The following is a 23,431-nucleotide window of genomic DNA, read 5'->3' on the forward strand; positions in this document are numbered from 1 at the left end:
GGCGGCGCGGCGGCGCGGACCCGCGCAATCACGTCGCGGTCAACCTCGCGCTCTACGGCCGGTCGCACCGGCGCTGGGCCATGACCGAACGGTCCCGTGCGGCGCTCGCGGCCGAGCCCGCGGCCTTTCGGGTCGGCCCAAGCGAGGCGCGTTGGGAGAACGACGGCCTGACCCTCGATCTCGACGAGGTCGCCGTGCCCTGGCCGCGCCGGATCAAGGGCCGGGTGCGACTGTCGCCGAAGGCCATCACCGATCGCTGTTTCGAGCTCGACCGGTCCGGTCGGCACCGCTGGTGGCCGATCGCCCCCGCGGCGCGGGTCAGCGTCGAGCTGGATCAGCCCGCTCTGCGCTGGCAGGGGGATGGCTATCTGGACAGCAACGAGGGCAGCGAACCGCTCGAACGCGGCTTCCAGCGCTGGAACTGGTCCCGCGCCCACCTGCCGGGAGAGTCCACGGCCTTGCTCTACGAGCCCCTGCGGCGGGACGGGACCGGCGACCTGCTGGCGCTGGAAGTGGACCGCTCCGGCGCCATCCGGAACTTCGAGGCGCCGCCGCCGGTTCGCCTGCCCGGCACGCTCTGGCGGGTCGGGCGGCAGACCCGGGCCGAGGGCGGCGCCCGCGTGGTCGAGACGCTCGAGGACACGCCCTTCTACAGCCGCTCGCGTCTGTCGGTCGGCCTGGCGGGCGAGCGCGTCGAGGCCATGCACGAGAGCCTCTGCCTGGATCGTTTCGACAGCCGGCTGGTGCAGATGCTCTTGCCGTTCCGCATGCCGCGGCGCCGGGGCTGAGGCCGAGAAACCCGACTCAGTCGCGGTTCCCGCTGTCGCCCTCGGTTTCTTCGTTGTGCCGATCCCGCTTCGCGAGCCGGATTTCGTTCAGGGCGAAGGCGGCGATCCCGCCGAGGATTACCAGCGCCTTCAAGGCCATGATCAGGTCCAGGCTCACGGCCCGTTCCGCTCGCGCTGCTGCCGCCTCAGGCGGCGCTCGCCTGGGTGTCGCGCCCGCGGTCCCGTTCCTTCAGCTGGCGGAACAGGTCGATCACCCACTCGGTGCGGGAGTCGAAGCCCTCGGCACCGTCGGGGGCCTGGTCTCGAACCGCGTCGACCAGGAACTGCGTTGCCTCGAGCGGCGGGGCTGCCTGGCGGTTGGCGAGGAAGGGCGCCTCCACAGTCGCGCGCAGGACCAGGCCGAGCTTGCGGGGCGTCTTCACGACCGCCCGTGTCGAAACGGAGTCGTGGCGGTTCGCGACGACCGCCTCGCCGATGCTGCGATAGAGCAGGCGTGCGGCGTTGATCGCTGGGCGGCAGGCCCAGGGCAGGTCGGCAATGCCAGCCCCGGCCTGCCGGTAGAGGCCGTCGGCGTGCGCCAGCAGGCGCGCGACCACGGCGGCCAGCTCCGGGCCGGGCTCGGGATCGGCCAGGAAGGCCTCGGGATCGATGCCGGCCTGGCGGAGCCAGACGCGCGGCAGATAGAGCCGGCCGGCGCGGGCGTCTTCGCCGACGTCACGGGCGATGTTGGTGAGCTGCATCGCTACGCCGAGATCGCAAGCGCGGGCAAGGGTGGCCGGCGACCGGCGTCCCATCAGGCAGGTCATGATGGCGCCGACCGCGCTGGCGACCCGGGCGGCATAGGCGTGGAGCTCCTCGACCGTCTCGTAGGATCGCCCGGCCCGGTCCCACGCGAGTCCTTGCAGCAGGGCGTCGAACAGGGCGCGCGGGATCTGGTGGCGGACCACCACGTCGGCCAGGGCGCGGTCGCAGGGAAGATCGCGGGGTAACCCGGCATAGATCGCCTCGAGCCGCCGTTCGAGCAGAATGATCGGGTCGGCGCTGCCGGTCGCCAGGTCGACCCTGTCGTCGGCGAGCCGGCAGAAAGCGTAGATCGCGTAGGCCGGATCCCGCAGCTCGGCCGGCAGCAGCAGGGAGGCCGCGAAGAAGCTCTTGGAGCCCTGCCGGATCAGCCGCCGGCAGGCCTTGCGGTCTTCGGGACTGGCGTGCCGCCAGTCAAACCAGTTCGCTTGCATGGGGCACCACCTTGTCCAGAACGCGGGCCGAGGCGATTACGCCGGGAATCCCGGCCCCGGGATGCGTGCTCGCGCCGACCAGATAGAGGCCCGGGACCTCCTCGCTGGTGTTGTGCGGCCGGAACCAGGCGCTCTGCCACAGCACCGGCTCGGGGCCGAAACCGGCCCCGTGGTACGAGTTCAGGCGCGACTCGAAGTCCTGCGGCGTCATGACCCGCGAGGATACGATGCTGCGGCGAAGCCCCGGCATGACCGTCGATTCGAGCCGCTCTGCGATCGCCTGCCGGTAGCTCTCGGCCCGGGACTCCCAATCGACGCCGCTTTCCAGGTGCGGCACCGGCGAGAGCGCGTAGAAGGTGTCGCAGCCGGGCGGGGCGAGGGCGGGATCGGTCGCGGTCGGCCGGTGAAGGTAGATGCTGAAATCCTCGGCCAGCCGTTTGCGGTGGAAGATGTCTCTGAGCAGGCCGTGGTAGCGCGGGCCCAGGACCATGCTGTGGTGCTTGATGTCGGGATACTTGCGGTCGGTTCCGAAGTACCAGACGAAAAGTCCCATGGAGTAGCGGGTGCGCCGGATCTTGCCCGGCGTCCAGCGCTTGCGCCGGTTTGACGGCAGGAGCTGGTTGTAGGTCCAGGGCGCATCGGCGTTGGAGACCACCAGGTCGGCGGCGATCTTGCTCCCGTCCATGAGCTCGACGCCCGACGCCCGCCCGTCGGCGAGCGTGATGCGCCGGACTTCGCTCTGGTAGCGGATCTCGTTGCCCTGACCCATGATGAGGCCGACCAGGCCTTTGATCAGTTCGCCGGTCCCGCCCATCGCGAAGTGGACGCCAAACTCCCGCTCCATGTGATTGATCAGGCAGTACATGGCGGTCACGGAGAAGGGGTTCCCGCCGATCAGGAGCGGGTGAAGGCTGATCGCGATTCTCAGCCGGGGGTCGCGGATGTAGCTGGACACTAGGCCGTAGACCGTGCGGTGCCCGCGCAGCAGAAGGATCTTGGGCACGGCCTTCAGCATCGTGGCGAAGGACGAGAAGGGCACGTCGGCGAGCACGCCGAAGCCGTAATCGTAGATTTCTTTGCTGTGCCGCATGAAGCGGTCGAAGCGTGGCACGTCGTCCGGGTTGAACTTCGCGATCTGCTCGCGCATCGACTCGGGGTCGCCGCTGTAGGTGAAGACCGAGCCGTCGTCGAATCGGATGTCGTAGAACGGCGAGAGCGATTTCAGCTCGATATCCGCGTGGAAGTCCCGGCCGCAGAGCGCCCACAATTCCTCCAGCAGCCAGGGCGCCGTGACGATCGTGGGGCCGGCGTCGAAGGTGAAGCCGTCCTGCCGGTAGACGTAGGCCCGCCCGCCCGGCGCGTCGAGCTTCTCCAGGACCGTGACCCTGTAGCCCTTGGCGCCGAGTCTGACGGCCGCCGCCAGGCCCCCGAACCCGCTGCCGATGACCACGGCGTGGGGCCGGCTGTCACCCTGGGCGCGTGCGGTTCGAGGCCGCTCCAGATGTGTCAACATAACTAGACATTAAAATGTGTAAATTGGATTTGCGCAACCGCGCATTTCAGTCCAGGACCCCTGCGACCCTGGCCGCGGCGACGATCCGCTCGGCGACCAGATCGGGCGCCTCTTCGTGTGCCAGGTGCCCCAGTCCGGCGAGACAATCGACCTCCGCACCGGGCACCTTTGCGCGGATCTTCTCGGCGTCCTCCGGCGGGGTCGCCCGGTCGGTTTCGCCGGCGATCAGCAGCAGCTTGGGGGCCAGCCTCGGCAGCTCGCGGGCCAGCGGCTCCAGGTTCCAGTGCGCCATCATGCCGAGCGCGCCCGAGACGTGGGTCGAGCTGCGCAGGAGGCGCTGATAGAGCTCGATGCCGCGCTCGTCCAGGCTCGATCCGGTTTGGCGGATCAGCCGCTCGACCGCGGTCTTGCCGGCCTGGGCGGCGAAGAAGCGGGACGCCAAGGGGTTCAGAAACAGGGTCTTGGCCAGGGCCGGGAAGAGCAGGCCCGCTGAGCCGGGGAAGGGAAGCCACGCGCCGTTCAGGCTGATCAGGAGCGCGGGGTCCATCTTGCCGTCCAGGCAGAGGCGCGCGGCGATCGCGGCGCCGGCGGAATGGCCGACCACGACCCGCGGGGCGAAATCGAGCGTGCGCAGCAGACCCGCTAGGGACTCGGCCATGCCGTTCAGCGAGAGACGGTAGAAGGCCGGCAGTTCGGTGAAGCCGTGCCCGGGCAGGTCGGGCGCCACGACCCGGAAGGAACCGCTCAGTGCCGGCATGAGATCGCGCCAGGAATGGGTCGAGGCCCCGGTTCCGTGGATCAGCAGCATGGCCGGTCCCTCGCCGAGGCTCTGGACATGCCACGTCAGCCCGGCGGCCGCGACGAAGGCGCTATGGGATCGGTTGGGCCAGTCTGCGCCGTCTTCTTCCCAGCGCAGCCAACTCCGCCGCAGGATCACCGCCCGACGGCCCGGCCCGAGGCGGTTTGGATCGCGCCCGAAAGGCTCGCCGCGTCGGCGTGCGGCAGGGCGATGTAACGCCCGTCCATGGCATCGGCCAGCGTCCTCCCCTGGGGCCGCGCCCGGGGCGAGATGTCGATCAGCAGGCTGGCTGTGCCCTGCGCCGCGAGGTCGCGGGCGGCGGCGAGCGCGTCGCCTCGGGCGGGCTCCGGGCCGGTCGCGCCGTCTCTGGCGACATTGCCCCGGCCGTCGGTCAGGAACACGATCGCCGGGGTCTGCCCCTTGCGCGCCTCGCCGTGGGCGAGCGCCGCTGCCGACTCGATCGCGGCGGCCAAGGGCGTGCCGCCGCCGGCCGGAAAGCCGGAAAGGCAGCGCTTGGCCCGGGCCAGGGATCGGGTCGGCGGCAGCAGCAGTTCGGCGTCCCTTCCGCTGAAGGCAATCAGCGCGACACTGTCGCGGCGGATGTAGCAGTCGGCGAGCAGTAATTCGACCGCGCCCTTGGCCTCGGCCAGGCGGTTCAGCGCCGCCGAGCCCGAGGCGTCGACCACGAAGATCGTCGTCGCCCTGGGGTGGTCCTTGGTCCGCACAATGCGGAAATCGTCGGGGCGGACGAGGATCGGCGCGCGGGCCGCCGCCGCGCCGCTCTCCGAGGCCCGCCGCCGGATCGTCTGCCAGGGCGCTGCGGCGCGCAGGGTTTCGACCAGACTGAGGCGCTGCCCCGCGCGCGGGCTGCCGCGCCGCGCGCCGACCGGTCGGCCGCGGCCGGCGGCGCTTCTTCTCGGGCCGGCGCGGCCCCGTCCGGTACCGCCGCGGGCCGCCGTCTGGCCGGCGCCGAGCCGGGCCAGCAGGTCGGGTGGGATCGCTGCCCGGGCCGCGGCGACCACGAGGTTCTCCGGTACGGCGCGTCCGCTGCCGTCGTCGCTCTGCGGGCTCTCCTGTTCCGGGCCGTCCGCCGTTTCCTCGGGGTCTTGCGCTTGGCTCTCCGCGGGCGGCTCCGCCTCGGGCGGCAGGGCGGCCGCGCGCGGCGCGAGCACGAGGCGCGCGGCGAGCGCGGCGTCCTCCTCGCCGATCCGGTCGCGGCCGAACAGCGCCGCTGCCGCCCGGGCAGCCGCGAGCGCGAGGCGCGGTGCGCGCACCGAGCCGATGCCGAGGGCGGCGGCCGCTTCGCAGAGCGCTTCGATAACGGGGTCCCCGACCTCTATGAAGGACAGCCGCTGACGGGCGCTGGCGATGTCGTGCGGCGTCGGGGCGGTCGAGTCCCGCTCGGAAGGCCATTCCGCCGGCGCGACATGAAAGGCGATCCGGTCCAGGAGGCAGGCCGGTGGTCCTTCGTCGGGCTCGATCCCCTCGTCCAGCAGGATCAGGCCGAATGCGCTCGGGTGGCGCGCCGCCAGGCCGTCGCGCTCCAGCACGACGGCGCCCTTGTCCATGGTGAGCGCGAGCTTGGCCGCGAGCGTGGCCGGCAGGCGTTCCGCCATGGGGACCGTGAGGATGCCGCCGTCGCAGTCCGCCAGCAGACCCCGCTGCACGACCGGACGGCCGGCGTTGAGCGTCGCCGCCAGGTCCAGCCCGCCCATCAGGCCTTCGTCCGCGATGGTCATCGGCAGGCGCCGTTCCGGCGTGCCGTGCGGCAGCATGCGGCGGAGTCGCGCGAGGTAGTTGGACCGCTCGGCGCCGTGCCGTGCCCGCAACGAGAGGCCTCCCAGGCCGACGGGATCGATCGCGAGCAGCGCCGCCGCCAGCGAGGCCGCGTCCGAGAGACCGCCCGCTTGCGGCCCGTCGGTCATGGCTACCCGAAGACCTCGGCGACCGCGCGTTCGACCCGGACGCCCGATCCGGCTTCGTCGAGCGGATCGCGCCGCAGCCGGTGGCGCAGCGCCGGGGCGGCCACCTCCCGGACGTGGCCTTCGCCGACCACCTTCTTTCCCTTCAGGGCCGCCGCCGCGCGGGCCGCGCGGATCAGGGTCAGTTCGCCGCGCAGGCCGTCGGTGCCGAGGGCGATGCACAGCTCGGCGCATTGCTCGTAGATAGGGTCCGGGACCGCGACCTGGTCAAGGCGCCGGCGGGCCGCGGCGACCCGGCGGCGCATCTTCTCGTCCTCCGGCTTCCACTGCCGGGCGAAGCCCTCGGGGTCGCGCTCGAAGCTGTCGCGGCGGCGCACGATCTCGACCCGCGTGGCGACGTCGCCGGGCGTCTCGACCTCGACCGAGAGGCCGAATCGGTCGAGGAGCTGCGGGCGCAGCTCGCCTTCCTCGGGATTGCCGCTGCCGATCAGGACGAAGCGCGCCGGGTGGCGCACGCTAAGCCCCTCGCGCTCGACCAGGTTTTCGCCGGAGGCCGCGACGTCGAGCAGCAGGTCTACCAGATGGTCTTCCAGCAAATTGACCTCGTCGATGTAGAGGAAGCCGCGGTTGGCCTTCGCGAGCAGGCCGGGCTCGAAAGCCTTCTCGCCCAGCGTCAGGGCCCGTTCGAGGTCGAGCGCGCCGACGATACGGTCCTCGGTGGCGCCGAGCGGCAGATCGACCACAGGGACGGGGGTTGGCCGGGATTTGAGGTTTTCCGGGGCCGCCTCGCGGCAGGCCTCGCAGTGGCCGGCGGTGGTATCCGGCGGGCAGCCGTAGGGACAGCCGGCCACGGCCCGCATCTTGGGCAGCAGGGACGCGAGTCCGCGAACCGCCGTGGATTTGCCGGTGCCCCGGTCGCCGAAGATCAACACGCCGCCGATCGTGGAGTCGACCGCCGCGACCAGCAGCGCCAGCTTGACCTGGTCCTGCCCGACGATCGCCGAGAAGGGGAAGGGGCCCGAGGGCCGGCCTTCCTCGCCCAGCGCCTTGACCTGCGACCGGCCCCGCCGCGCTGAAGGCGAAGTCCCGACTTGCGAGCCGTGCTTCATAGAATGCCTCCTCCTTGATCCCGAACGACGATCCGGGGGATCGTCGCGCGACCTGCGATAAGGCGTGACAGGCCATCGAGTGTCGGGTTTAATTGACACTCAACGTGTATAGCCTGTTTTTCGGCCGGTAGGAACATGAAAGCGGCGTCTCTCTCCTTTTTTCGTTTCGATGGATTGGAGAACCGGCTTTGGGCGCTGTCCCAGATGCAGTTCGCGCGCGGTCCGCTGGCCGCCGTGCCCGGGATCGGGTTTCACAAGCTCCTCGGGACGGGAACCCGGGAGGGCTTTCACCCCTATCCCAACTTTTCCGTCTACGCGATCCTGGCTGTCTGGCCATCGCTCGCGGCGGCCCGTGCGGCGATCAACGAGAGCAGGGTCTACTGCCGCTACCGCGCCCATGCCTGCGAGACCTGGACGGTCTTCCTGGGGGCGACCCAGAGCCGGGGCTGCTGGGACGGGGTTGCGCCCTTCGACCTCGTGCCGCCGCCTGATGACGGGGAGCCCATCGCCGTGCTGACGCGCGCATCGGTGAAGCCGCGCCACGTTCCGGCTTTCTGGCGCCAGGTCCCCGATATCAGCGCGACGATCCGCCGCCAGGACGATCTCCTGTTCAAGATGGGGCTGGGCGAAATCCCCTGGTTCCACCAGGTGACCTTCTCGATCTGGAGCCGTGTCGAAGCCATGGAAGCCTTCGCCTACAGCGGCTTCCACCGCGGCGCCATTGCCGAGGTGCGGCGGGCCGGTTGGTTCAGCGAGGAGCTCTTCGTGCGCTTCCGGGTTCTGCACGCCGAGGGCCGCTGGGAAGGGGCCGCGCCGCTTGCCGAAACGACCCGGCCGGTCCCCGGCACGGCGAACCAGGCCGCCTTCGCGGCCGAGCTGCCCTGAGCCCATGACGGCCGTCGGGGGCGAGCTCTACCGGCCGCCGGCGCCGGTGCCGACGACGCCGGTGCGCGCGCTCTTCAGGGGCATGCTCAGCCGGGGGCGGGACCTGCTCAGCCTGATGCCCGAGGAGGCCTACCGGTCCCGGGTCTCGGTGATCGGCCGGACCCGGCGCAAGATCGTCCTGGTCAACGACCCGGCGCTGGTTCGCGGTCTGCTCACCGAGCAGGCCGAGGCCTATCCGAAGAACGACCTGATGGTAGGGGCGCTGGCGCCCCTGGTCGGCGACGGGGTCTTCGTCTCGACCGGCGAGAAGTGGCGGCGCCACCGTGGCATGATCGAATCGGCCTTCAGCCATATGCATGTCAACCGCGCCTTCCGGAGCATGCAAGCCAGCGTCGACGATTATGAAACGCACCTGGACGGCTTGGCTCGGAGCGGCGAGGTCTTCTCCTTGGAAGAGGCGATGAGCCACCTGACCGCCGACGTGATGAGCCGGACGGTCTTCTCCGAGTCGCTGCGGAGTCGGGCGGCGCGGGAGATCTTCGAGGCCTTCGCCCGCTTTCAGGACTCGGTGGCCAACGTGCAGATCCTCAGGCTCTGGCTCGGGCGGCCCTGGGCAGAGGTGCGCCAGCCGCCGGCCGCGGTCGAGGCGGCACAGCAGATCCGGCGCTACGTCGGCGCTCTGATCGAAGCGCGGCTCGAGGGCGGCGGCACGCACGGCGGCGACATCGCGGACGAAGTCATCGCGGCGCGCGATGCGGACAGCGGCCAGCCGTTTACGCGCGAGGAACTGATCGATCAGATCGGCGTGTTCTTCCTGGCCGGGCACGAAACCACCGCGGGCGCGCTGGCCTGGGCCTTTTTCATCCTGTCCCAGTGTCCGCAAGCGGTCGAGCGGATGCGTTCGGAGATCGCCGCCGTCTCGGGACCGGACCCGATCGGCTTCGAGGCGGCAAAGAAGCTCGTCTACGTCCGCGGCGTGTTCCGGGAAACGCTGCGCCTCTATCCGCCGCTCGCCTTCATCCCGCGGGTGGCTCTGGAGCCGGGGCGAATCGGCGATATCCCCGTGCCGCGCGGCGCCATGGTCATGATCTCGCCCTGGATCATGCATCGCCATCGGGATCTCTGGCGCGATCCGGAACGTTTCGATCCCGAGCGGTTCCTACCGGAGCGGGAGCGGGAGCTGACCCCGAACGCTTATCTGCCGTTCGGGCTGGGTCGCCGGGTCTGCGTAGGAGCCGCCTTCGCGACGCTGGAAGCCACCCTGATCCTGGCGCGGCTCATGTGGCGCTACGATATCGAGACCGTGAATGTCGAAGACGTGCGGCCTGTCACCCGCCTGACGACGCGCACCGCCGAGGGTATCCAGGTCAGGCTGCGGCGACTCTGACGGGCAGGGGCGGGAAGCGAAGGATGGTCACGCGGTGCGATACGCCGGGGCTCCGGCCGAGCCCTCGCGCCTGGCGGCGCGGAGCTTCAGGAAGAATTGGGACGCGTTTGCGACGTAGGCGGCGTAGGCCGCCAGCGCGAGCAGCATCTGCCCTTCGGCCGCGACCGTGCCCTCGATCAGAACGTAGAGGTAGGCCGTATGGAGGGCGATCACCAGCATGCTGACCACGTCTTCCCAGAAGAACGCGGGGGCGAAAAGGTACTGGCCGAACACGACGCGCTCCCAGATCGCGCCGGTGACCATGATGGTGTAGAGGATCAGGGTCTTGACGACGATCGACACCGTGGCGGCTTCGAAGCCCACGCCGGTGATCATGAAGCGAAGGACCAGAACCAGGCTGATCAGGAAGACAACGAACTGGAGCGGCGCCAGGATACCCTGCACCAGCGTCCAGGGCGTCTCGTCGCGGCGCCGGCGCTGGTCCGGCGTATAGAGCGCCGTGTCCCTGCGCGCGGGCCGGGCCTGGCTCTGCGTGCGGCAGTCTCCCGCCAGGGCGGAGAAGGGGCAGGCATCGAACCGCGCCAGGCATTTGTCGATGGTCGAGTTTAGGTCCAAGGTGCGGATCATCGGTCAACCTCCCTTCGCCTGACACGGCGGGTTCCGTGGGAGGGTGCGGCGGGTTCGGATCCGTCGGAGTCGGCTTCGGTCGACGCGTCGGCCCGAGGAAAAGCCCCTTCATCGCAGTGTTTGAAGGTGATCGTGGCGCCGCAGAGGCCTCCCTACGCTGAGAAGTCTAGAGGCTTTTCCCGCGAACTGTCAATTTCTTTCAACATCAATGTGTCAAAATAACTAGACACTATCTAACTTTCTTGACACTCTCTGCGGGCATGCTGTTCAATTAACCCAAAGGAGACCGATCAATCCAGCGCTCTCTGGCGCAGCGGTCAAAGTCCTGAGGGGAGTCGCTCTCGCGGATCACAACTCCCCTTTTCCCGCGGTATGTAACCCAGGGTAGCGAACGCGGCGAGGCAGCGTATAGGCAAGATAAATCAAACAGGGAAAAACCGGAGGTCTGGGAGGGCTTGATGGCAGTCTTGCGACAACTGCTCGGGACCAGCGACATCTTGGAAGCGTACGAACTTTATAACCTATGCGAGGAAGGGGAGGACAGCGCCGCCAGCGCGGACCAAGCTGGCGCGGACCAAGAGGGGTTCGAGCCGGCTTCACGTTTTGCCGGGCTGGCGCGGACCATTGAAACGGAGATCGTGCCCCGTCTGATGCTGGCCCACAAGGCCGAGCTGACGGGCAAGCGTGTGGCGGCGGACGGTCCGGCGGAGCCCACGGCGGAGGACGTCAAGACCTTCGCGGCGGTCGTCGTGAAGCGGGACCTGGCAAGCGCCCATCGCTTCGTCGTCGACATGCGTGAGCGCGGCGCGTCGCTCGAGACGGTTTTCCTCTCACTGATGGCGCCGACGGCCCGCCACCTCGGCGACCTCTGGGTCGAGGACCGCCTCGACTTTACCTCAGTCACGCTCGGGCTTTCCCGCCTGCAGCAGCTTCTGCGCGCGCTCAGCCCGGCGTTCGGGGCCGACGCCGATTGCCCCGCGCCGGCGGGCAAGGCCCTGCTGGTGACCTTTCCCGGCGAGCAGCACACCTTCGGCATGTACATGGTCGCCGAGTTCTTCCGCCGCGACGGCTGGGAAGTCTGGGGCGGCCCGCCCGAAGGCGTGGATGCGGTGTTCGACATGGTGGCCGACGACTGGTTCGACGTGCTCGGCGTGTCCGTGAGCCTGGACAGCAGCCTGAGCCGGCTCGGATCTCTGATCGGCGGCGCGCGCCGGGTCTCACGCAACGAGCACCTCCGCGTTCTCGCCGGCGGCCGGGCCCTGTCCGGGAACGACGAACTGGCCGTCAGGCATGGCGCCGACGGTGTCGCGGCCGACGGGCGCCATGCCGTTCATCGTGCCCGCGAACTGGTCGGTGCCGCCGTGAGGCCGCTGGCCTAGGGCGTAGCGATCTGAAAAACGGAGTGCAGCAGAGGAATGTTAGCTTTTTTTGATCAGCCAGGTGAACTCTCGCGATCGCCGTAGCCATGGAAGACTTTATCTCCGATCAGCAGCCCAGCGAGTTCAAGTCGCCGAAGCGCGTCTTCGGGGACCTCGATACGGGCACCGCCGCGGCCCTGGTCATGGCCGCGGCCGATGTCGCGCTGGTGATCGGTCGCGACGAGTCGGTCGTGGACTTGGCTTGCGCGCACTCGGAGCTTCTGACGCAAGGGGTGGAGGACTGGCGGGGGCAGAAGTGGTCCCAGACCGCGACGGTGGAGAGCCAGCCGAAGATCGCCTCCTTGCTTGAAGATGCCAGGAAAGGCGAAGCGCCGCGCTGGCGGCAGCTGAACCACCCGGTGGCCGATGGGCCGGACTTGCCGATCACCTACGTGGCGGTCGAGATCGGCAAGAAGGGCCAGGTTCTGGTGCTGGGCAGGGAGCTGCGCACGGTCGCCTCGCTCCAGCAGCAGGTCGTCGAAGCACAACAAGCAATGGAGCGGGAGTACATGCGCCTGCGACACACAGAGACCAGATATCGGGTGCTGTTCCAGTTGGCAGCCGAAGCGGTCCTGATCGTCGACGCCGCGACGCGGCGGATCGTCGATGCCAACCCTGCGGCGATCCAACTGCTCCGGGCAACCGCCGGCGAGCTGATCGGACAGAAGTTTCCGGACGACTTCGACAGCGAAGATAGGGAGGTCATCGTCGACCTCTTCGCCAGCGCCCGCGGCCAAGCGGCCACGGAGACCGCCCAGTTGCGCCTGGCCGATCAGCAGTACCGCATCTCCGCCTCTCTGTTCCGGCAGGGCAACAAGGCCCATCTCCTGGTGCGTCTGGCGTCCCTGGAAGAGGGCGCGGGCGTGCCGAAGACCAGGTCCAGGCTTCTGGACGTGATCGAGATCATGCCGGATGCCTTCGTCGTCACCGATCTCAAGGGCCGCATCCTGACCGCGAACCCGGCCTTTCTCGACCTGGCCCAACTGGCGACCGAAGACCATGCCATGGGCCAGTCGCTCGGGCGCTGGCTCGGCCGCCTCGAGATCGACCTCGGCGTGCTGACGGCGAACCTGCGCGAGCACGGCGTCGTGCGGCTCTTCGTGACCACGGTGCAGGGCGAGCTGGGTTCCAAGGAAGAGGTCGAGGTCTCCGGGGTCTCCGTCATGAACGGCGAGGAATCCTGTCTTGGGTTCTCGATCCGGGCGATCGGCAGCCGTCAGTTCAAGGAGGACGCGGGACGTCATCCCTTGCCCAAGTCGGTCGAGCAGCTGACCGAGCTGGTCGGTCATGTCTCGCTGAAGGATCTCGTGCGCGAAACGACCGACATGATCGAGCGCCTGTCGATCGAGGCGGCGCTCGAGCTGAGCGGCGACAACCGGGCCTCGGCGGCGGAGCTCCTCGGCCTCAGTCGGCAGAGTCTCTACGCCAAATTGCACCGCTACGGCCTCGGCGATCTGCAGCCCGACAACAACAACAGCGACCGCCGCAGTTAGCGCCGGCGGGCGCCACGCCGGCCACGCCGCGGCCGCAAGGCCTACCCAACGCCATAAAGAGAGGATCTGGCCGCTCGCCCTGATCGGCGTCGGGAGTGAGGCTGTCAATTAAGATTGACGATTTCTTGTGTCAAGCTTAGTATACAGCCATGAGACCGGCGATGACATCCGTCCTCGAGCTGCTCAAGCCAATCACCTGGTTTGCGCCTATGTGGGCCTATGGCTGCGGGGTGGTGTCCTCCGGATTGCCGGCCGATGACCGCTGGCTGCTTCTCTTCGCCGGCGTCCTGCTCGCCGGCCCGCTGGTCTGCGGCACCAGCCAGGCGGTCAACGACTGGTTCGACCGCCACGTGGACGCGATCAACCAGCCCGAACGACCGATTCCCTCCGGCCGCATTCCCGGGCGCTGGGGTCTCTACATTGCCATCTTCTGGACGGTCGTGTCGCTCCTGGTCGCCACCCTGCTCGGGCCCTGGGGCTTCGCCGCGGCCGTGGTCGGCCTCGCGCTGGCCTGGGCCTACAGCGCGCCGCCGCTGCGCCTGAAGCGAAACGGCTGGTGGGGCAACACCGCGGTGGCGGTCTGCTACGAGGGCCTGCCCTGGTTCACCGGCGCCGCAGTCATGGCCGCCGCGCTGCCGGACTGGCGCATCCTCGTGCTCGCCGGGCTCTACAGTATCGGGGCCCACGGCATCATGACCCTGAACGACTTCAAGTCGGTCGGCGGGGACCGGCGCACCGGGGTCCGCTCTTTGCCGGTGCAGCTCGGCGTCGACCGGGCGGCCCGGCTCGCCTGCAGCGTCATGATCGTTCCCCAGTTCGCGGTGATCGGCTTTCTCTTCGCCTGGGGGCACAGCCTCTACGCAATCGGTGTCGCCCTGCTGCTCGCCGTGCAGGTCGCCCTGATGGGCCGCCTGCTTAAGGACCCTAAGGCGCAGGCGCCCTGGTACAACGCCACGGGCACCACGCTCTACGTGCTCGGCATGCTGGTCAGCGCGCTGGCTCTGCTGGGAGCATCGGCATGACGGTCAAGGCTCCGAGGGTTTCGCTGTCCTGGCTGCAGATCGTCCGGCTTGGACTGGCGCAGAGCGCGCTCGGCGCGATCGTCGTGCTGACGACCTCGACGATGAACCGGGTCATGGTGGTCGAGCTGGCGCTGCCCGCCATGTTGCCGGGGGCGCTGGTCGCATTTCACTACGCGATCCAGGTGCTCCGCCCGCGCTGGGGCTACGGATCCGACATCGGCGGCCGGCGCACGCCCTGGATCGTCGGCGGTATGGCCGTGCTCGCCCTCGGCGGGGTTCTGGCGGCCGCCGCTACCGCCGCCATGTCGGTCTCCCTGGCGCTCGGCGTTGTGCTGGCGACCGTCGCCTTCGCTTTGATCGGCGGCGGGGTCGGGGCGTCGGGCACCTCGCTACTGGTGCTGCTCGCCAAGCTGGTAGACCCGGAGCGCCGCGCCCCGGCGGCGACCATCGTCTGGCTGATGATGATCTCCGGCATGATCGTGACGGCCGGCGTGGCCGGGCACTTTCTCGATCCCTTCTCCCTGAGCCGGCTGATCCTGGTCGCCGCCGTCGTCGCCGGTAGCGCCTTCGCGCTTACCGTGGCCGCGGTCTGGGGCATCGAGGCCTGCGCCGGCGCGGCGCCGCGCCCGGCGGAACCCGTGGCCGCGGAGCCGCAACCCTCGTTCAGAGAGGCGCTCGCCCAGGTTTGGGCCGAGCCGACGGCGCGCCGCTTCTCCGTCTTCATCTTCGTCTCCATGCTGGCCTACAGCGCCCAGGACCTCATCCTGGAACCCTTCGCCGGGGCGGTCTTCGGCAAGACGCCCGGGGAATCGACCCAGCTCGCCGGCGTGCAGCATGGCGGCGTGCTGCTCGGCATGATCCTGATCGCCGTGCTCGGCCGGGCGTGCCGCGGGCGGCGCTTCGGCTCGCTGCGGGCCTGGGCCATGGCCGGCTGCGTCCTGTCGGCGGCGGCGCTCTTCACCCTCGCGTCCGGCGGCTTCGTCGGGATCGGCTTCCCGCTGGAAGCGGCGGTCTTCGCCCTCGGCGTGGCCAACGGCGCCTTCGCGGTCGCGGCGATCGGCTCGATGATGGGGCTGGTCAGCGAGGGGCGGCGGTCCCGCGAGGGCACGCGCATGGGCCTCTGGGGGGCGGCCCAGGCGATCGCCTTCGGGCTTGGCGGGTTCGCCGGAACGGTCGCGATCGACGTGACGCGGGCGCTGTTCGACCAGCCGGCTCTCGCCTATGGCGTGGTCTTCATGGCCGAGGGACTGCTCTTCCTGCTCGCCGCCTACCTGGCGACGCAGGTAACCCAGCCGGCGGGCGAGCCGGCGGCGCGGCCGGCGCCGGTGCCAGAGCCCGGCCTGGCGGAAATCGGTGGAAGATAGGAGCGAGCCATGCGGTGCTACGACGCGGTGGTTGTTGGCGGCGGTCCGGCGGGTGCGACGGCGGCCATGGACTTGGCCCGGTCGGGTCACGATGTCCTGCTGCTCGACCGGGCGGGGCGGATCAAGCCCTGCGGCGGCGCGATTCCGCCACGGCTGATCCAAGATTTCGACATCCCGGACTCGCTGCTGGTCGCCCGGGCGCGATCGGCGCGCATGATCTCGCCGTCCGACCGTGAGGTCGACATGCCGATCGAGGGCGGCTTCGTGGGCATGGTCGACCGCGACGTCTTCGACGAGTACCTGCGGCGGCGCGCCGCGGCGGCCGGGGCGGAGCGAAGGACCGGCAGCTTCGTCTCGATCCTGCGGAACGACGGCGAGGATCCCACCGTCGTCTTTAGGGTGCCCGGCGAGGGCCTCAAGAAGGGGCAGCTGGAGAGCGTCCGCGCGCGCGTCGTGATCGGGGCCGACGGCGCCCGCTCGACCGTGGCCCGGCAGTCGGTCGCGGGCGCCGACGACGTGCCCTGCGTCTTCGCCTACCACGAGGTCATCAAGTCGCCGCCGTCCGACGGCCTGCGCTTCGACGGCCGGCGCTGCGACGTGTACTACCAGGGCCGGCTGTCGCCGGACTTCTACGCCTGGGTGTTTCCCCACGGCGACACGGCGAGCGTCGGCGTCGGCTCGGCGCAGAAGGGCTTCTCGCTGCGCGGCGCGGTCGGCGCGCTCAGGCAGGCCTCAGGCCTGGACTCGACAGAGACCCTGCGCCGCGAGGGGGCGCCGATCCCACTGAAGCCGCTGAAGAAATGGGACAACGGCAAGGACGTGATCCTGGCCGGCGATGCGGCCGGTGTGGTCGCGCCGGCCTCGGGCGAGGGGATCTACTACGCCATGGTCGGCGGGCGTCTGGCGGCCGAGGCGGCCGGCGAGTTTCTGGCGACCGGCGAGGCCCGTGCCCTGGCCCGGGCGCGCCAGAGGTTCATGAAGGCGCACGGACGCGTGTTCTGGATCCTCGGGATGATGCAGAAGTTCTGGTACACCGACGATCGGCGCCGGGAGCGCTTCGTGTCGATCTGCCGCGATCCCGACGTGCAGCGCCTGACCTGGGAGGCCTACATGAACAAGCGCCTCGTCCGGGCCCGGCCGCTGGCTCACGTGCGGATCTTCTTCAAGGATCTGGCCCATCTCTGCGGACTGGTGGCCCCCACTGGAGGCGCAAACCGGCGGCCGGCTACCGGCGACGGCGGGTAGCCAGAACGGCGGCGCGCCGGTAGAGGCTCTGGAACACCCTCAGGGCCAGCAGGGCGAGCCCGAGCTGCGCCGTTCCGAACGCTAGCATCATGACATTGTGGGTGGTCGCCGCCGCGTCCGCCGGGTCGAAGCCCAGGGAGATGGCCAGGGTCGCCGCGCCGCCCAGGAGCGTGAGGCCGAGGCCCCACGCAACGAGCCCGGGCCGGCGAAGCGGCCGCGTTCGGCGGGCCATCAGCCGTGGCCGCTGTTCAGGCGCCAGACCGCTAGGTTGAGCGCCGCCGCAAAGGTGACCCAGGCGAGGTAGGGCAGCAGAAGGAAGGCCGCGAGCGGATCGACCGGATAGAACACGGCGATATTGGCGACGATCGCCGTCCAGAGGGCGGCGACCTCGGCGAAGGCCCAGTCCGGCCGTTTCAGACCGAAAAAGATCGCCGACCAGCCCGCGTTGAGTGCGAGCTGGATTGCGTAGACAGCCATGGGCAGCACGACGGCGTCCCCGTCGGCCCGCTCCCAGACCCGCCAGCCCGCGATGGCGATCGCGATGTAGAGCACGCTCCAGCCAGCGCCGAAGACCCAGTCTGGCGGGGTCCAGGACGGTTTCGTCATCTTCCGATACCAGTCGCCGGGCTTGAAGATTGCCCCCGAAGAGGCGGCCAGGACGACGGCGAGGAGGAAGACGGCGATCGACATGGGCTGTTCCTCAGCGGAGGAAGGTGTAGAGAACGATCCAGACGGCGGCGTAGACCGCCAAGGCCGACCACGCGCGGGTGCCCTGGGGATAGAACAGGTGCCGGGCTTTCGGCGCCGCCAGCAGCAGCAGCACGCAGTAGGCCGGCCCCAGGGCCGCGATGCCGGTGAGCGCGAAGAGCCAGTTGACGATCGCCGATGCGGTCGTCGTGTCGCCGTAGATCAGTGTGAAGATCGGCGCGAAGGAGAGCAGGCTCCATAACAGCAGGACGACGATCCCGCCGCCGCGCAGGAACGGCGCCAGCATGGACGATCTGCCGCTGAGCCGCTGCGGGCCGGCCTGGTTCTGCGTTGGTTGGCGATCGGACATGACCTCTCTCCTACGTCGCATCAAGACAATCGGTTTTTTTCGGGGAGCCTCCGCCTTTCCGGCCGATCCCAGGCCTGGAAGGAATTTTTCGCCTGGAACAACCCCCGGGGCAGGGTATCCTGTTGTTCGGAACGAACAAGGCCAGGGGAGGAGATTCACCATCATGGACCGCGATCAGTACATTGAGATGCTCAAAGGGAAGCTCGACGAGTGGAACGAGCAGATCCAGAAGACCGAGCAGCAGATCAAGGAGGCCACGGCAGAGGCCCAGGCGAACTATCAGGAACAGCTCGCGGAGATGAAGCAGCACGCCGCGGTCGCGGAAGAGCAGTTCCAGGCCTTCGCCAAGAGCCAGGCCGAGGACTGGGAGAAGCAAAGGGAAAGCTTCGAGAAGGCCTGGACTGACATCGCGGACGGCTTCACGCGCGCCTGGTCGCGCTTCAAGTAGCCGGGCGCATAGGCGCGCGCGTCGCCCGCCTCGGTTAAGCTGTCAGCGAGCAGGCGGGACCAAGCGGGCCGGCCGGTGGCAGACGGCCCGCGCCGGCCCGATTCCTCGGTCAGGCGACCCGGTTGGGCGGCTCCTCGCCCTTGAAGAACGCGACCGCGTTCTCCAGGACCTTCAGGCCCATGGCGACCCGGGTCTCCCGGGTCGCGCTGCCAAGGTGCGGCAATAGCACGACGTTCTCGCGGCTCAGCAGGCCGTCGACCACGTCGGGCTCACGCTCGAAGACGTCAAGGCCGGCGCCGGCGATAACGCCCGTCCCGAGGGCGTGGTCCAGGGCGGCCTCGTCCACGACGTCGCCGCGTGCCGTGTTGATGAGCAGGCCCTCGGGTTTCATCGTCTGAAGCCGCTCGGCGTTGATCAGGTGGCGGTTCTCGGGCGTCGCCGGGCAATGCAGGGAGACGAAGTCGGATTCCTCCAGGATGGCTTCGACGCTGTCGCGGCGTTCTGCCTGCAGCGCCCGCACCGTCTCGTCGTTGGGCGGATAGGGATCGAAGAACAGCACCCGCATATCGAAGCCGAACCTGGCGCGCCGCGCGACCGCCTGGCCGATCCTGCCAAAGCCGATCAGGCCCAGGGTCTTGCCCGTCACCTGGGTGCCCAGCATGTGGGTCGGGCGCCAGCCCGTCCAGCTACGGCTGCGCACATGGCGTTCGCCTTCGCCGATCCGCCGCGCCGCGGCGAGCATCAGGGTAATCGCGAGGTCCGCCGTCGCGTCGGTCAGCACCTCGGGCGTGTTGGTGACCACCAGGCCGCGGGCCTTGGCCGCCTGGGTATCGATGTTGTTGAAGCCGACGCCGTAGTTGCCGATCAGCCGGGCCTGGAGCGGTTCGGCGGAGAGCACTTCCGCGTCGATCGGGTCCGTGACCGTCGGAAACAGCGCGTCTGCGGAACCCAACGCGTCCTTCAGCGCCTGCTTGCTCAGGGGGCGGTCGTCTTCGTTCAACTGGACGTCGAAGTGCTCTCTCAGCTGCGTCTCGACGGCTTCCGGCCATCGCCGGGTGACGATGACTTTGGGCTTGCTCATGGCTCTCCTCGCTTTTCGTTGTTCAGCGTTCGTGGCTGACGCTCGGCGCCTTGCGGCACCTACTTGTACATTGTCTGTGCTTTTGTGCCCGGCGCGTACTCGTTGGGGTCGACCCAAATGTTGACGACGGCGGATCTTCCGTCTCGGTTGACGGCTTCTCTGGCGCGGCGCAGGGCGGGTCCGATGTCGTTGGGGTCGCGCACCTCCTCGCCGTGGCCGCCGAGCATCTCGGCGAACTTGCCGAAGGGAATGTCGCCCAGCTGGTTGCCGACGTTGCCGCGCTGCTCGCCGTACTTGGCGATCTGGCCGTAGCGGATCTGGTTCATGTGGGAGTTGTTGCCGATCACGGCGATGTAGGGCGCGCCGAAGCGGTTGGCGGTCTCCATGTCGAAGGCGGTCATGCCGAAGGAGCCGTCGCCGTAGTAGCACAGCACCTCCTTCTGGGGGTGGGCCAGCTTGGCCGCCATGGCGAAGCCGGTGCCGACCCCGAGCGAGCCCAGCGCCCCCGGGTCCATCCAGTTGCCGGGCGCGCGCGGCTGCACCGCCTGGGCCGAGATCGTCACCACGTCGCCGCCGTCGCCGATGTAGACCGTGTCCTCGGTCAGGAACTCGTTGATCTCCCAGGCCACCCGGTAGGGGTGGATCGGCGACCGGTCGGACAGGAACAGCGGCATCAGCTTGTCGGTCGCCTTGCCCTCGGCCGCGCGCAGCTCCTGCAGCCACGCCTTGCGCTTCGCCCCGCCCTTGTCGGTGCGCCCCGTGGCCGCGTCGTGCACCGCCTTGAGGATCGCCCCGGGATCGCCGACCAGCCCCAGCGACACGTCCCGGTTCTTGCCCACCGTGCGGTAGTCCTGGTCGATCTGCACCACCGTGGCGTCGGCCCGCAGCCGCTTGCCGTAGCCCATGCGGAAGTCGAACGGCGTGCCGACGATCACGATCACGTCGGCCTTGTCGAACGCCAGGCGCCGGGTCCGGTGGAAGTGGTGGGGATCGCCCGGCGGCAGCAGGCCCCGGCCCGAGCCGTTGAAGTAGGCCGGGATGTCGAGCGCCCGCACCAGCCCGATCGCCGCCTCGTGGCCGCGGCAGTTCCAAACCTGGGTGCCGAGCAGGACGCACGGCCGCTCGGCCGCCACCAGAAGGTCGGCCAGCTTCTCGATGTCCGCCGGGTCGCCGATCGACTTGACCGACGCCCGGTAGCGCCCGGCCTGAGGGATCACCGCCTGGTCGGCCGGCACCTCCCGGTCCAGAACGTCGCGCGGGATCTCCAGGTAGGCCGGACCCGGCGCCCCGTTGAAGCACTCCCGCGCCGCCATCGAGACCATGTCCGCGATCCGCTCGGTCGAGCGGATGCCGGCCGAGAACTTGGTGATCGGCGCCATCATGTCGACGTGCGGCAGATCCTGCAGCGAGCCCATCTTGTGCTGCGTCAGCGCCCCCTGGCCGCCAATGTGAAGAACCGGCGTCTCAGAGCGGAACGCCGTCGCAATCCCGGTCACCGCGTTGGTGCAGCCGGGACCCGCCGTCGTCACAACGCAGCCAAGCTTGCCGGTCTGACGCGCGTAGCCGTCCGCAGCGTGCGCCGCCACCTGCTCGTGGCGAACGTCGACAATCCGGATCCCCTCGTCGATGCAGCCGTCGTAAATGTCGATGATGTGCCCGCCGCAAAGCGTGAAAACTGTGTCCACGCCCTCGTTCTTAAGCGACTTCGCAACAAGATGACCGCCAGAAAAAACATCGCCGGAACGATCCTTCCGCGCCAGGGTATCGCTCGCTGTATCCGACATGGGCTCAAGCTCTCCTTACCAGGTGTGAGGCTCAGTCGAGATAGTCCACGTGACGCCCGACGTGATCCGCCAGATTGAGCGTGTGCTCGCGGACCAGCCGCTCGGCCAGGTCGGGGTCGCGCTTCTCGAGGGCCTCGATGATGTGCAGGTGATCGACGATCGAGCGCTTGGCGCGATCATCCTCCGCGATGGTCCGCGCCCGGATCGAGCGCATGTGGACGAAGAGATTGTCGGCCGTGGCCTTTAGCAGGTCGCACTTGGCGAGGCCGAGAATGGTCTGGTGGAAGCTGATGTTGCTTTCCGAGTATTCGTCGATCTGCGCCTGGATCTGCTTACCCGCGAAGGTCGTGAACATGCGCCTTAGGTCAGCGATCTCCTCGTCGCTGGCGCGCTCGGTGGCGAGCCGCGCGGCCATGCTCTCGAGAGCGGCCCAGACCGTGATCATCTCGAGGATTTCTCGCTTTGTCTTGCGCACGATGAACACGCCGCGTCGCGGCACGATGCGCACCAGACCCTCTTGCTCCAGCCTCGCCAGGGCCTCGCGGATCGGTGTCCGGCTGATCTCCAGGCGCTCGGACAGCTCGCGCTCGTCCAGCCGAAGGTTCGCGTCCTCGGCGTAGATGTTCATCGTTGTGATCGCCTGCTTCAAGGAGTCGTAGATCTTGTCCTTGAGGCTCGCGTCCTGCTGGATCGGCGCTATGGCTAGTTCGGCCGGAGGCATTCCCTGTCCCTCGACTGCCGTTCATGGAGGCCGCTTCGCGACCCCTCCCCGACGTTCTGGTTTATTGTATACCAGATACCAGAAACCGCAAAGCGCAAAACGACGACGGATTTTAGGCCTACTTTCCTATAACGGGAGACGAGCGCCGCGCGAGGCAGATCAGGGGTTCGGGAAGCAAGGAAAGGAAAAGGGCCGCCATCACCGATGGCGGCCCTTTACCTAAAAGTAAGGGTGCTGAATAGGCGTGGCTTTAGATCGCGCCCATCTTCTTCAGCATAGCCTCGTGGATATTGCGCTCGTTTTCCCAGTAGCTGACCAGATCCTTACCGGTGAGGAAGTCGCCGTAGAGGCTCTTCTTCTTGCGGTATTCCTGCCACTCCGGCGAATTGAACACCTTGGCGAAGAGATCCTGGTAGTACGCGGCCGCCTCTTCGCTCATGCCCGGCGCGCCAACGACGCTCCGCTGCATGTAGTAAACGAAGTCCTTGCCGAGCTCCTTGAAGGTCGGGGCGTCGGGGAACATGTCCAGGCGGTCGTTGGTGAAGGCCGCCAGCGGCACGGTGTCGCCCGCCGCGTAGAAGCCTTCCTGCTCCGAGGGATTGTTGACCGTGGAGTTGGCGTGCTGGCCTGCCAGCTGCTTGGCCACCTTGCCGCCGCCCTTGTACGGCACGTACTTCATGTCGAGGCCGTAGGCCGCGTTGAGGAAGTCGGTCAGAAGCTGATCTTCCTGCAGCTTGCCGGTGCCCGCCATGACCCAGTCACCGCCCTTGGCCTTGGCCGCGGCGACGAAGTCCTCGACCGACTTGATCCCCGAGTCCTTATGCACCCACAGGAGGAAGGTATCCTCGGCCATCCGGGCGATCGGCGTGAAGGTCATGATGTCGATGCCCAGCTTCGGCTGACGCAGCGGCGTCGTGTAGAAGCTGTTCAAGGTCACCATGATGGTGTGGTTGGGATCCGACTTGGACTTCTGCTGCAGATGCACCAGCGCTTCCGCGCCCGAGCCGCCGGGCTTGTTGATCGGCGTCAGCGGCTTGGCGGACCAGCCGTTCTTCTCGATGACCGTCTGCATGAGCCGGGCCATCTTGTCGGCGCCGCCGCCCTTGCCTGCCATGATGACGAACTCGACAGGCTTCTTCGGCTCCCAAGCGGCCAGCGCGTCCTGCGCACCGACCGTGAAGCTCAAACCGAGGCCTGCAACGAGCCCGAAACTAAAGAGTCGTCTTCCGATTGGCGTCATTTCGATCCTCCCTGATCGATTTCGATATGTTTCGCCGAGGGCTGAGAGTCTGTTCGGGTATTCAACCCATAGTCCGAGTCTAGCGAGAGGCCATGGTAAAGAAAACCTTGATGTTTGGTTAAGCGCCCCATGACGTCCAGCCGGACCGACTGCATCCTGCGCGCGTAGCCGCAGGGCCCATGGCATTTGGTATACCAGTAGGTAGGGGATTTTCCTAGCGCCTGTCAACCGCCAGGTCTCTGCTTGGCGCGCGGTCGCCCTCTGTGGAATGATGCACCGCCTCCGGGAAGGCG

The 23,431-nt window shown here is 68.6% G+C and carries 23 protein-coding genes; 9 read left to right on the forward strand and 14 right to left on the reverse strand.

Annotated features, from left to right (window positions below; translation table 11 throughout):
• Positions 1 to 80: 80 nt before the first annotated feature.
• Positions 81 to 788 carry a carotenoid 1,2-hydratase gene (locus tag QNJ67_16510; protein ID MDJ0610578.1) on the forward strand — a complete coding sequence of 236 codons (708 nt, stop codon included), beginning with the start codon at positions 81 to 83 and terminating at the stop codon, positions 786 to 788.
• A 16-nt stretch (positions 789 to 804) separates the two neighbouring features.
• On the opposite strand, the gene QNJ67_16515 is transcribed toward QNJ67_16510, so the two are convergent.
• The 6 genes from QNJ67_16515 to bchI are packed head-to-tail and all read right to left on the reverse strand — an operon-like array spanning position 805 to position 7,366.
• On the reverse strand, positions 805 to 945 hold the full coding sequence (locus QNJ67_16515) for a hypothetical protein (GenBank protein ID MDJ0610579.1): 141 nt from the start codon (positions 943 to 945) through the stop codon (positions 805 to 807).
• A gap of 28 nt (positions 946 to 973) precedes the next feature.
• A complete protein-coding gene (locus QNJ67_16520; GenBank protein ID MDJ0610580.1) occupies positions 974 to 2,023 on the reverse strand; it encodes a phytoene/squalene synthase family protein in 1,050 nt (349 codons plus the stop codon).
• The gene (locus tag QNJ67_16525) at positions 2,004 to 3,536 is read right to left on the reverse strand and encodes a phytoene desaturase (protein ID MDJ0610581.1); all 1,533 of its coding nucleotides are present in this window, start codon (positions 3,534 to 3,536) and stop codon (positions 2,004 to 2,006) included. The genes QNJ67_16520 and QNJ67_16525 overlap by 20 nt, the downstream gene beginning before the upstream one ends.
• A 46-nt stretch (positions 3,537 to 3,582) precedes the next feature.
• Positions 3,583 to 4,473, reverse strand: a complete 891-nt coding sequence (locus QNJ67_16530; protein ID MDJ0610582.1) for an alpha/beta fold hydrolase — start codon at positions 4,471 to 4,473, stop codon at positions 3,583 to 3,585.
• Positions 4,470 to 6,260 carry a magnesium chelatase subunit D gene (locus QNJ67_16535; protein MDJ0610583.1) on the reverse strand — a complete coding sequence of 597 codons (1,791 nt, stop codon included), beginning with the start codon at positions 6,258 to 6,260 and terminating at the stop codon, positions 4,470 to 4,472. The genes QNJ67_16530 and QNJ67_16535 overlap by 4 nt, the downstream gene beginning before the upstream one ends.
• A 2-nt stretch (positions 6,261 to 6,262) precedes the next feature.
• Entirely contained in the window at positions 6,263 to 7,366 is a 1,104-nt protein-coding gene (gene bchI / locus QNJ67_16540) for a magnesium chelatase ATPase subunit I (protein MDJ0610584.1), read from the reverse strand.
• Positions 7,367 to 7,570: 204 nt separating this feature from the next.
• Here bchI and QNJ67_16545 point away from each other — a divergent pair, with 204 nt between their 5' ends.
• Positions 7,571 to 8,251 carry a spheroidene monooxygenase gene (locus QNJ67_16545; GenBank protein MDJ0610585.1) on the forward strand — a complete coding sequence of 227 codons (681 nt, stop codon included), beginning with the start codon at positions 7,571 to 7,573 and terminating at the stop codon, positions 8,249 to 8,251.
• A 4-nt stretch (positions 8,252 to 8,255) separates the two neighbouring features.
• The gene (locus tag QNJ67_16550) at positions 8,256 to 9,638 is read left to right on the forward strand and encodes a cytochrome P450 (GenBank protein ID MDJ0610586.1); all 1,383 of its coding nucleotides are present in this window, start codon (positions 8,256 to 8,258) and stop codon (positions 9,636 to 9,638) included.
• Positions 9,639 to 9,665: 27 nt separating this feature from the next.
• On the opposite strand, the gene bchF is transcribed toward QNJ67_16550, so the two are convergent.
• Positions 9,666 to 10,265 carry a 2-vinyl bacteriochlorophyllide hydratase gene (bchF, locus tag QNJ67_16555; protein ID MDJ0610587.1) on the reverse strand — a complete coding sequence of 200 codons (600 nt, stop codon included), beginning with the start codon at positions 10,263 to 10,265 and terminating at the stop codon, positions 9,666 to 9,668.
• Positions 10,266 to 10,723: 458 nt separating this feature from the next.
• On the opposite strand from bchF, the gene QNJ67_16560 reads away from it, so the two are divergent.
• From QNJ67_16560 to QNJ67_16580, 5 genes are all read left to right on the forward strand, one after another.
• Positions 10,724 to 11,644 carry a cobalamin-dependent protein gene (locus QNJ67_16560; protein ID MDJ0610588.1) on the forward strand — a complete coding sequence of 307 codons (921 nt, stop codon included), beginning with the start codon at positions 10,724 to 10,726 and terminating at the stop codon, positions 11,642 to 11,644.
• A gap of 86 nt (positions 11,645 to 11,730) precedes the next feature.
• Positions 11,731 to 13,176, forward strand: a complete 1,446-nt coding sequence (gene ppsR, locus QNJ67_16565) for a transcriptional regulator PpsR (protein ID MDJ0610589.1) — start codon at positions 11,731 to 11,733, stop codon at positions 13,174 to 13,176.
• Positions 13,177 to 13,337: 161 nt separating this feature from the next.
• Entirely contained in the window at positions 13,338 to 14,198 is an 861-nt protein-coding gene (gene chlG / locus QNJ67_16570; protein ID MDJ0610590.1) for a chlorophyll synthase ChlG, read from the forward strand.
• Positions 14,195 to 15,562, forward strand: coding sequence for a BCD family MFS transporter (locus QNJ67_16575; GenBank protein ID MDJ0610591.1), 1,368 nt, complete (start codon positions 14,195 to 14,197; stop codon positions 15,560 to 15,562). Before chlG ends, QNJ67_16575 begins: the two co-directional genes overlap by 4 nt.
• Positions 15,563 to 15,571: 9 nt before the next feature.
• Positions 15,572 to 16,807: a geranylgeranyl diphosphate reductase gene (locus QNJ67_16580; protein MDJ0610592.1), complete on the forward strand. Its 1,236-nt coding sequence runs from the start codon at positions 15,572 to 15,574 to the stop codon at positions 16,805 to 16,807.
• Here the strand turns inward: QNJ67_16580 and QNJ67_16585 are convergent.
• The 3 genes from QNJ67_16585 to QNJ67_16595 are packed head-to-tail and all read right to left on the reverse strand — an operon-like array spanning position 16,788 to position 17,864.
• Entirely contained in the window at positions 16,788 to 17,039 is a 252-nt protein-coding gene (locus QNJ67_16585; protein MDJ0610593.1) for a hypothetical protein, read from the reverse strand. The two genes, QNJ67_16580 and QNJ67_16585, sit on opposite strands and share 20 nt — an antisense overlap.
• Positions 17,039 to 17,497, reverse strand: coding sequence for a TspO/MBR family protein (locus QNJ67_16590; protein ID MDJ0610594.1), 459 nt, complete (start codon positions 17,495 to 17,497; stop codon positions 17,039 to 17,041). Before QNJ67_16590 ends, QNJ67_16585 begins: the two co-directional genes overlap by 1 nt.
• Positions 17,498 to 17,507: 10 nt before the next feature.
• Positions 17,508 to 17,864, reverse strand: coding sequence for a hypothetical protein (locus QNJ67_16595; protein MDJ0610595.1), 357 nt, complete (start codon positions 17,862 to 17,864; stop codon positions 17,508 to 17,510).
• A gap of 163 nt (positions 17,865 to 18,027) precedes the next feature.
• Between QNJ67_16595 and QNJ67_16600 the strand changes: the two genes are divergently transcribed.
• Positions 18,028 to 18,312, forward strand: coding sequence for a hypothetical protein (locus tag QNJ67_16600; protein ID MDJ0610596.1), 285 nt, complete (start codon positions 18,028 to 18,030; stop codon positions 18,310 to 18,312).
• Positions 18,313 to 18,421: 109 nt separating this feature from the next.
• Here the strand turns inward: QNJ67_16600 and QNJ67_16605 are convergent, their stop codons facing one another.
• The 4 genes from QNJ67_16605 to QNJ67_16620 form a co-directional block, all read right to left on the reverse strand.
• The gene (locus tag QNJ67_16605) at positions 18,422 to 19,393 is read right to left on the reverse strand and encodes a D-glycerate dehydrogenase (protein ID MDJ0610597.1); all 972 of its coding nucleotides are present in this window, start codon (positions 19,391 to 19,393) and stop codon (positions 18,422 to 18,424) included.
• Positions 19,394 to 19,452: 59 nt separating this feature from the next.
• Positions 19,453 to 21,177: a thiamine pyrophosphate-binding protein gene (locus QNJ67_16610; GenBank protein ID MDJ0610598.1), complete on the reverse strand. Its 1,725-nt coding sequence runs from the start codon at positions 21,175 to 21,177 to the stop codon at positions 19,453 to 19,455.
• A 31-nt stretch (positions 21,178 to 21,208) separates the two neighbouring features.
• Positions 21,209 to 21,898, reverse strand: a complete 690-nt coding sequence (locus QNJ67_16615; protein ID MDJ0610599.1) for a GntR family transcriptional regulator — start codon at positions 21,896 to 21,898, stop codon at positions 21,209 to 21,211.
• 250 nt (positions 21,899 to 22,148) lie between these two features.
• Positions 22,149 to 23,138 carry a tripartite tricarboxylate transporter substrate-binding protein gene (locus QNJ67_16620; protein MDJ0610600.1) on the reverse strand — a complete coding sequence of 330 codons (990 nt, stop codon included), beginning with the start codon at positions 23,136 to 23,138 and terminating at the stop codon, positions 22,149 to 22,151.
• Positions 23,139 to 23,431: the final 293 nt, after the last annotated feature.

The organism is Kiloniellales bacterium (assembly GCA_030064845.1).
GTDB lineage: Bacteria > Pseudomonadota > Alphaproteobacteria > Kiloniellales > JAKSDN01 > JASJEC01.

What these genes read in the sequence shown, in the direction of transcription:
- QNJ67_16535 (MDJ0610583.1), bottom strand. Translation starts at nt 6,260, where the DNA reads ATGACCGACGGGCCGCAAGCGGGCGGTCTCTCGGACGCGGCCTCGCTG.
- ppsR (MDJ0610589.1), top strand. Translation starts at nt 11,731, where the DNA reads ATGGAAGACTTTATCTCCGATCAGCAGCCCAGCGAGTTCAAGTCGCCG.
- QNJ67_16600 (MDJ0610596.1), top strand. Translation starts at nt 18,028, where the DNA reads ATGGACCGCGATCAGTACATTGAGATGCTCAAAGGGAAGCTCGACGAG.
- bchF (MDJ0610587.1), bottom strand. Translation starts at nt 10,265, where the DNA reads ATGATCCGCACCTTGGACCTAAACTCGACCATCGACAAATGCCTGGCG.
- QNJ67_16520 (MDJ0610580.1), bottom strand. Translation starts at nt 2,023, where the DNA reads ATGCAAGCGAACTGGTTTGACTGGCGGCACGCCAGTCCCGAAGACCGC.
- QNJ67_16510 (MDJ0610578.1), top strand. Translation starts at nt 81, where the DNA reads ATGACCGAACGGTCCCGTGCGGCGCTCGCGGCCGAGCCCGCGGCCTTT.
- QNJ67_16580 (MDJ0610592.1), top strand. Translation starts at nt 15,572, where the DNA reads ATGCGGTGCTACGACGCGGTGGTTGTTGGCGGCGGTCCGGCGGGTGCG.
- QNJ67_16610 (MDJ0610598.1), bottom strand. Translation starts at nt 21,177, where the DNA reads ATGTCGGATACAGCGAGCGATACCCTGGCGCGGAAGGATCGTTCCGGC.
- QNJ67_16590 (MDJ0610594.1), bottom strand. Translation starts at nt 17,497, where the DNA reads ATGTCGATCGCCGTCTTCCTCCTCGCCGTCGTCCTGGCCGCCTCTTCG.
- QNJ67_16615 (MDJ0610599.1), bottom strand. Translation starts at nt 21,898, where the DNA reads ATGCCTCCGGCCGAACTAGCCATAGCGCCGATCCAGCAGGACGCGAGC.
- QNJ67_16545 (MDJ0610585.1), top strand. Translation starts at nt 7,571, where the DNA reads ATGCAGTTCGCGCGCGGTCCGCTGGCCGCCGTGCCCGGGATCGGGTTT.
- QNJ67_16575 (MDJ0610591.1), top strand. Translation starts at nt 14,195, where the DNA reads ATGACGGTCAAGGCTCCGAGGGTTTCGCTGTCCTGGCTGCAGATCGTC.
- QNJ67_16550 (MDJ0610586.1), top strand. Translation starts at nt 8,256, where the DNA reads ATGACGGCCGTCGGGGGCGAGCTCTACCGGCCGCCGGCGCCGGTGCCG.
- QNJ67_16595 (MDJ0610595.1), bottom strand. Translation starts at nt 17,864, where the DNA reads ATGTCCGATCGCCAACCAACGCAGAACCAGGCCGGCCCGCAGCGGCTC.
- QNJ67_16560 (MDJ0610588.1), top strand. Translation starts at nt 10,724, where the DNA reads ATGGCAGTCTTGCGACAACTGCTCGGGACCAGCGACATCTTGGAAGCG.
- QNJ67_16585 (MDJ0610593.1), bottom strand. Translation starts at nt 17,039, where the DNA reads ATGGCCCGCCGAACGCGGCCGCTTCGCCGGCCCGGGCTCGTTGCGTGG.
- QNJ67_16605 (MDJ0610597.1), bottom strand. Translation starts at nt 19,393, where the DNA reads ATGAGCAAGCCCAAAGTCATCGTCACCCGGCGATGGCCGGAAGCCGTC.
- QNJ67_16525 (MDJ0610581.1), bottom strand. Translation starts at nt 3,536, where the DNA reads ATGTTGACACATCTGGAGCGGCCTCGAACCGCACGCGCCCAGGGTGAC.
- QNJ67_16620 (MDJ0610600.1), bottom strand. Translation starts at nt 23,138, where the DNA reads ATGACGCCAATCGGAAGACGACTCTTTAGTTTCGGGCTCGTTGCAGGC.
- chlG (MDJ0610590.1), top strand. Translation starts at nt 13,338, where the DNA reads ATGACATCCGTCCTCGAGCTGCTCAAGCCAATCACCTGGTTTGCGCCT.
- bchI (MDJ0610584.1), bottom strand. Translation starts at nt 7,366, where the DNA reads ATGAAGCACGGCTCGCAAGTCGGGACTTCGCCTTCAGCGCGGCGGGGC.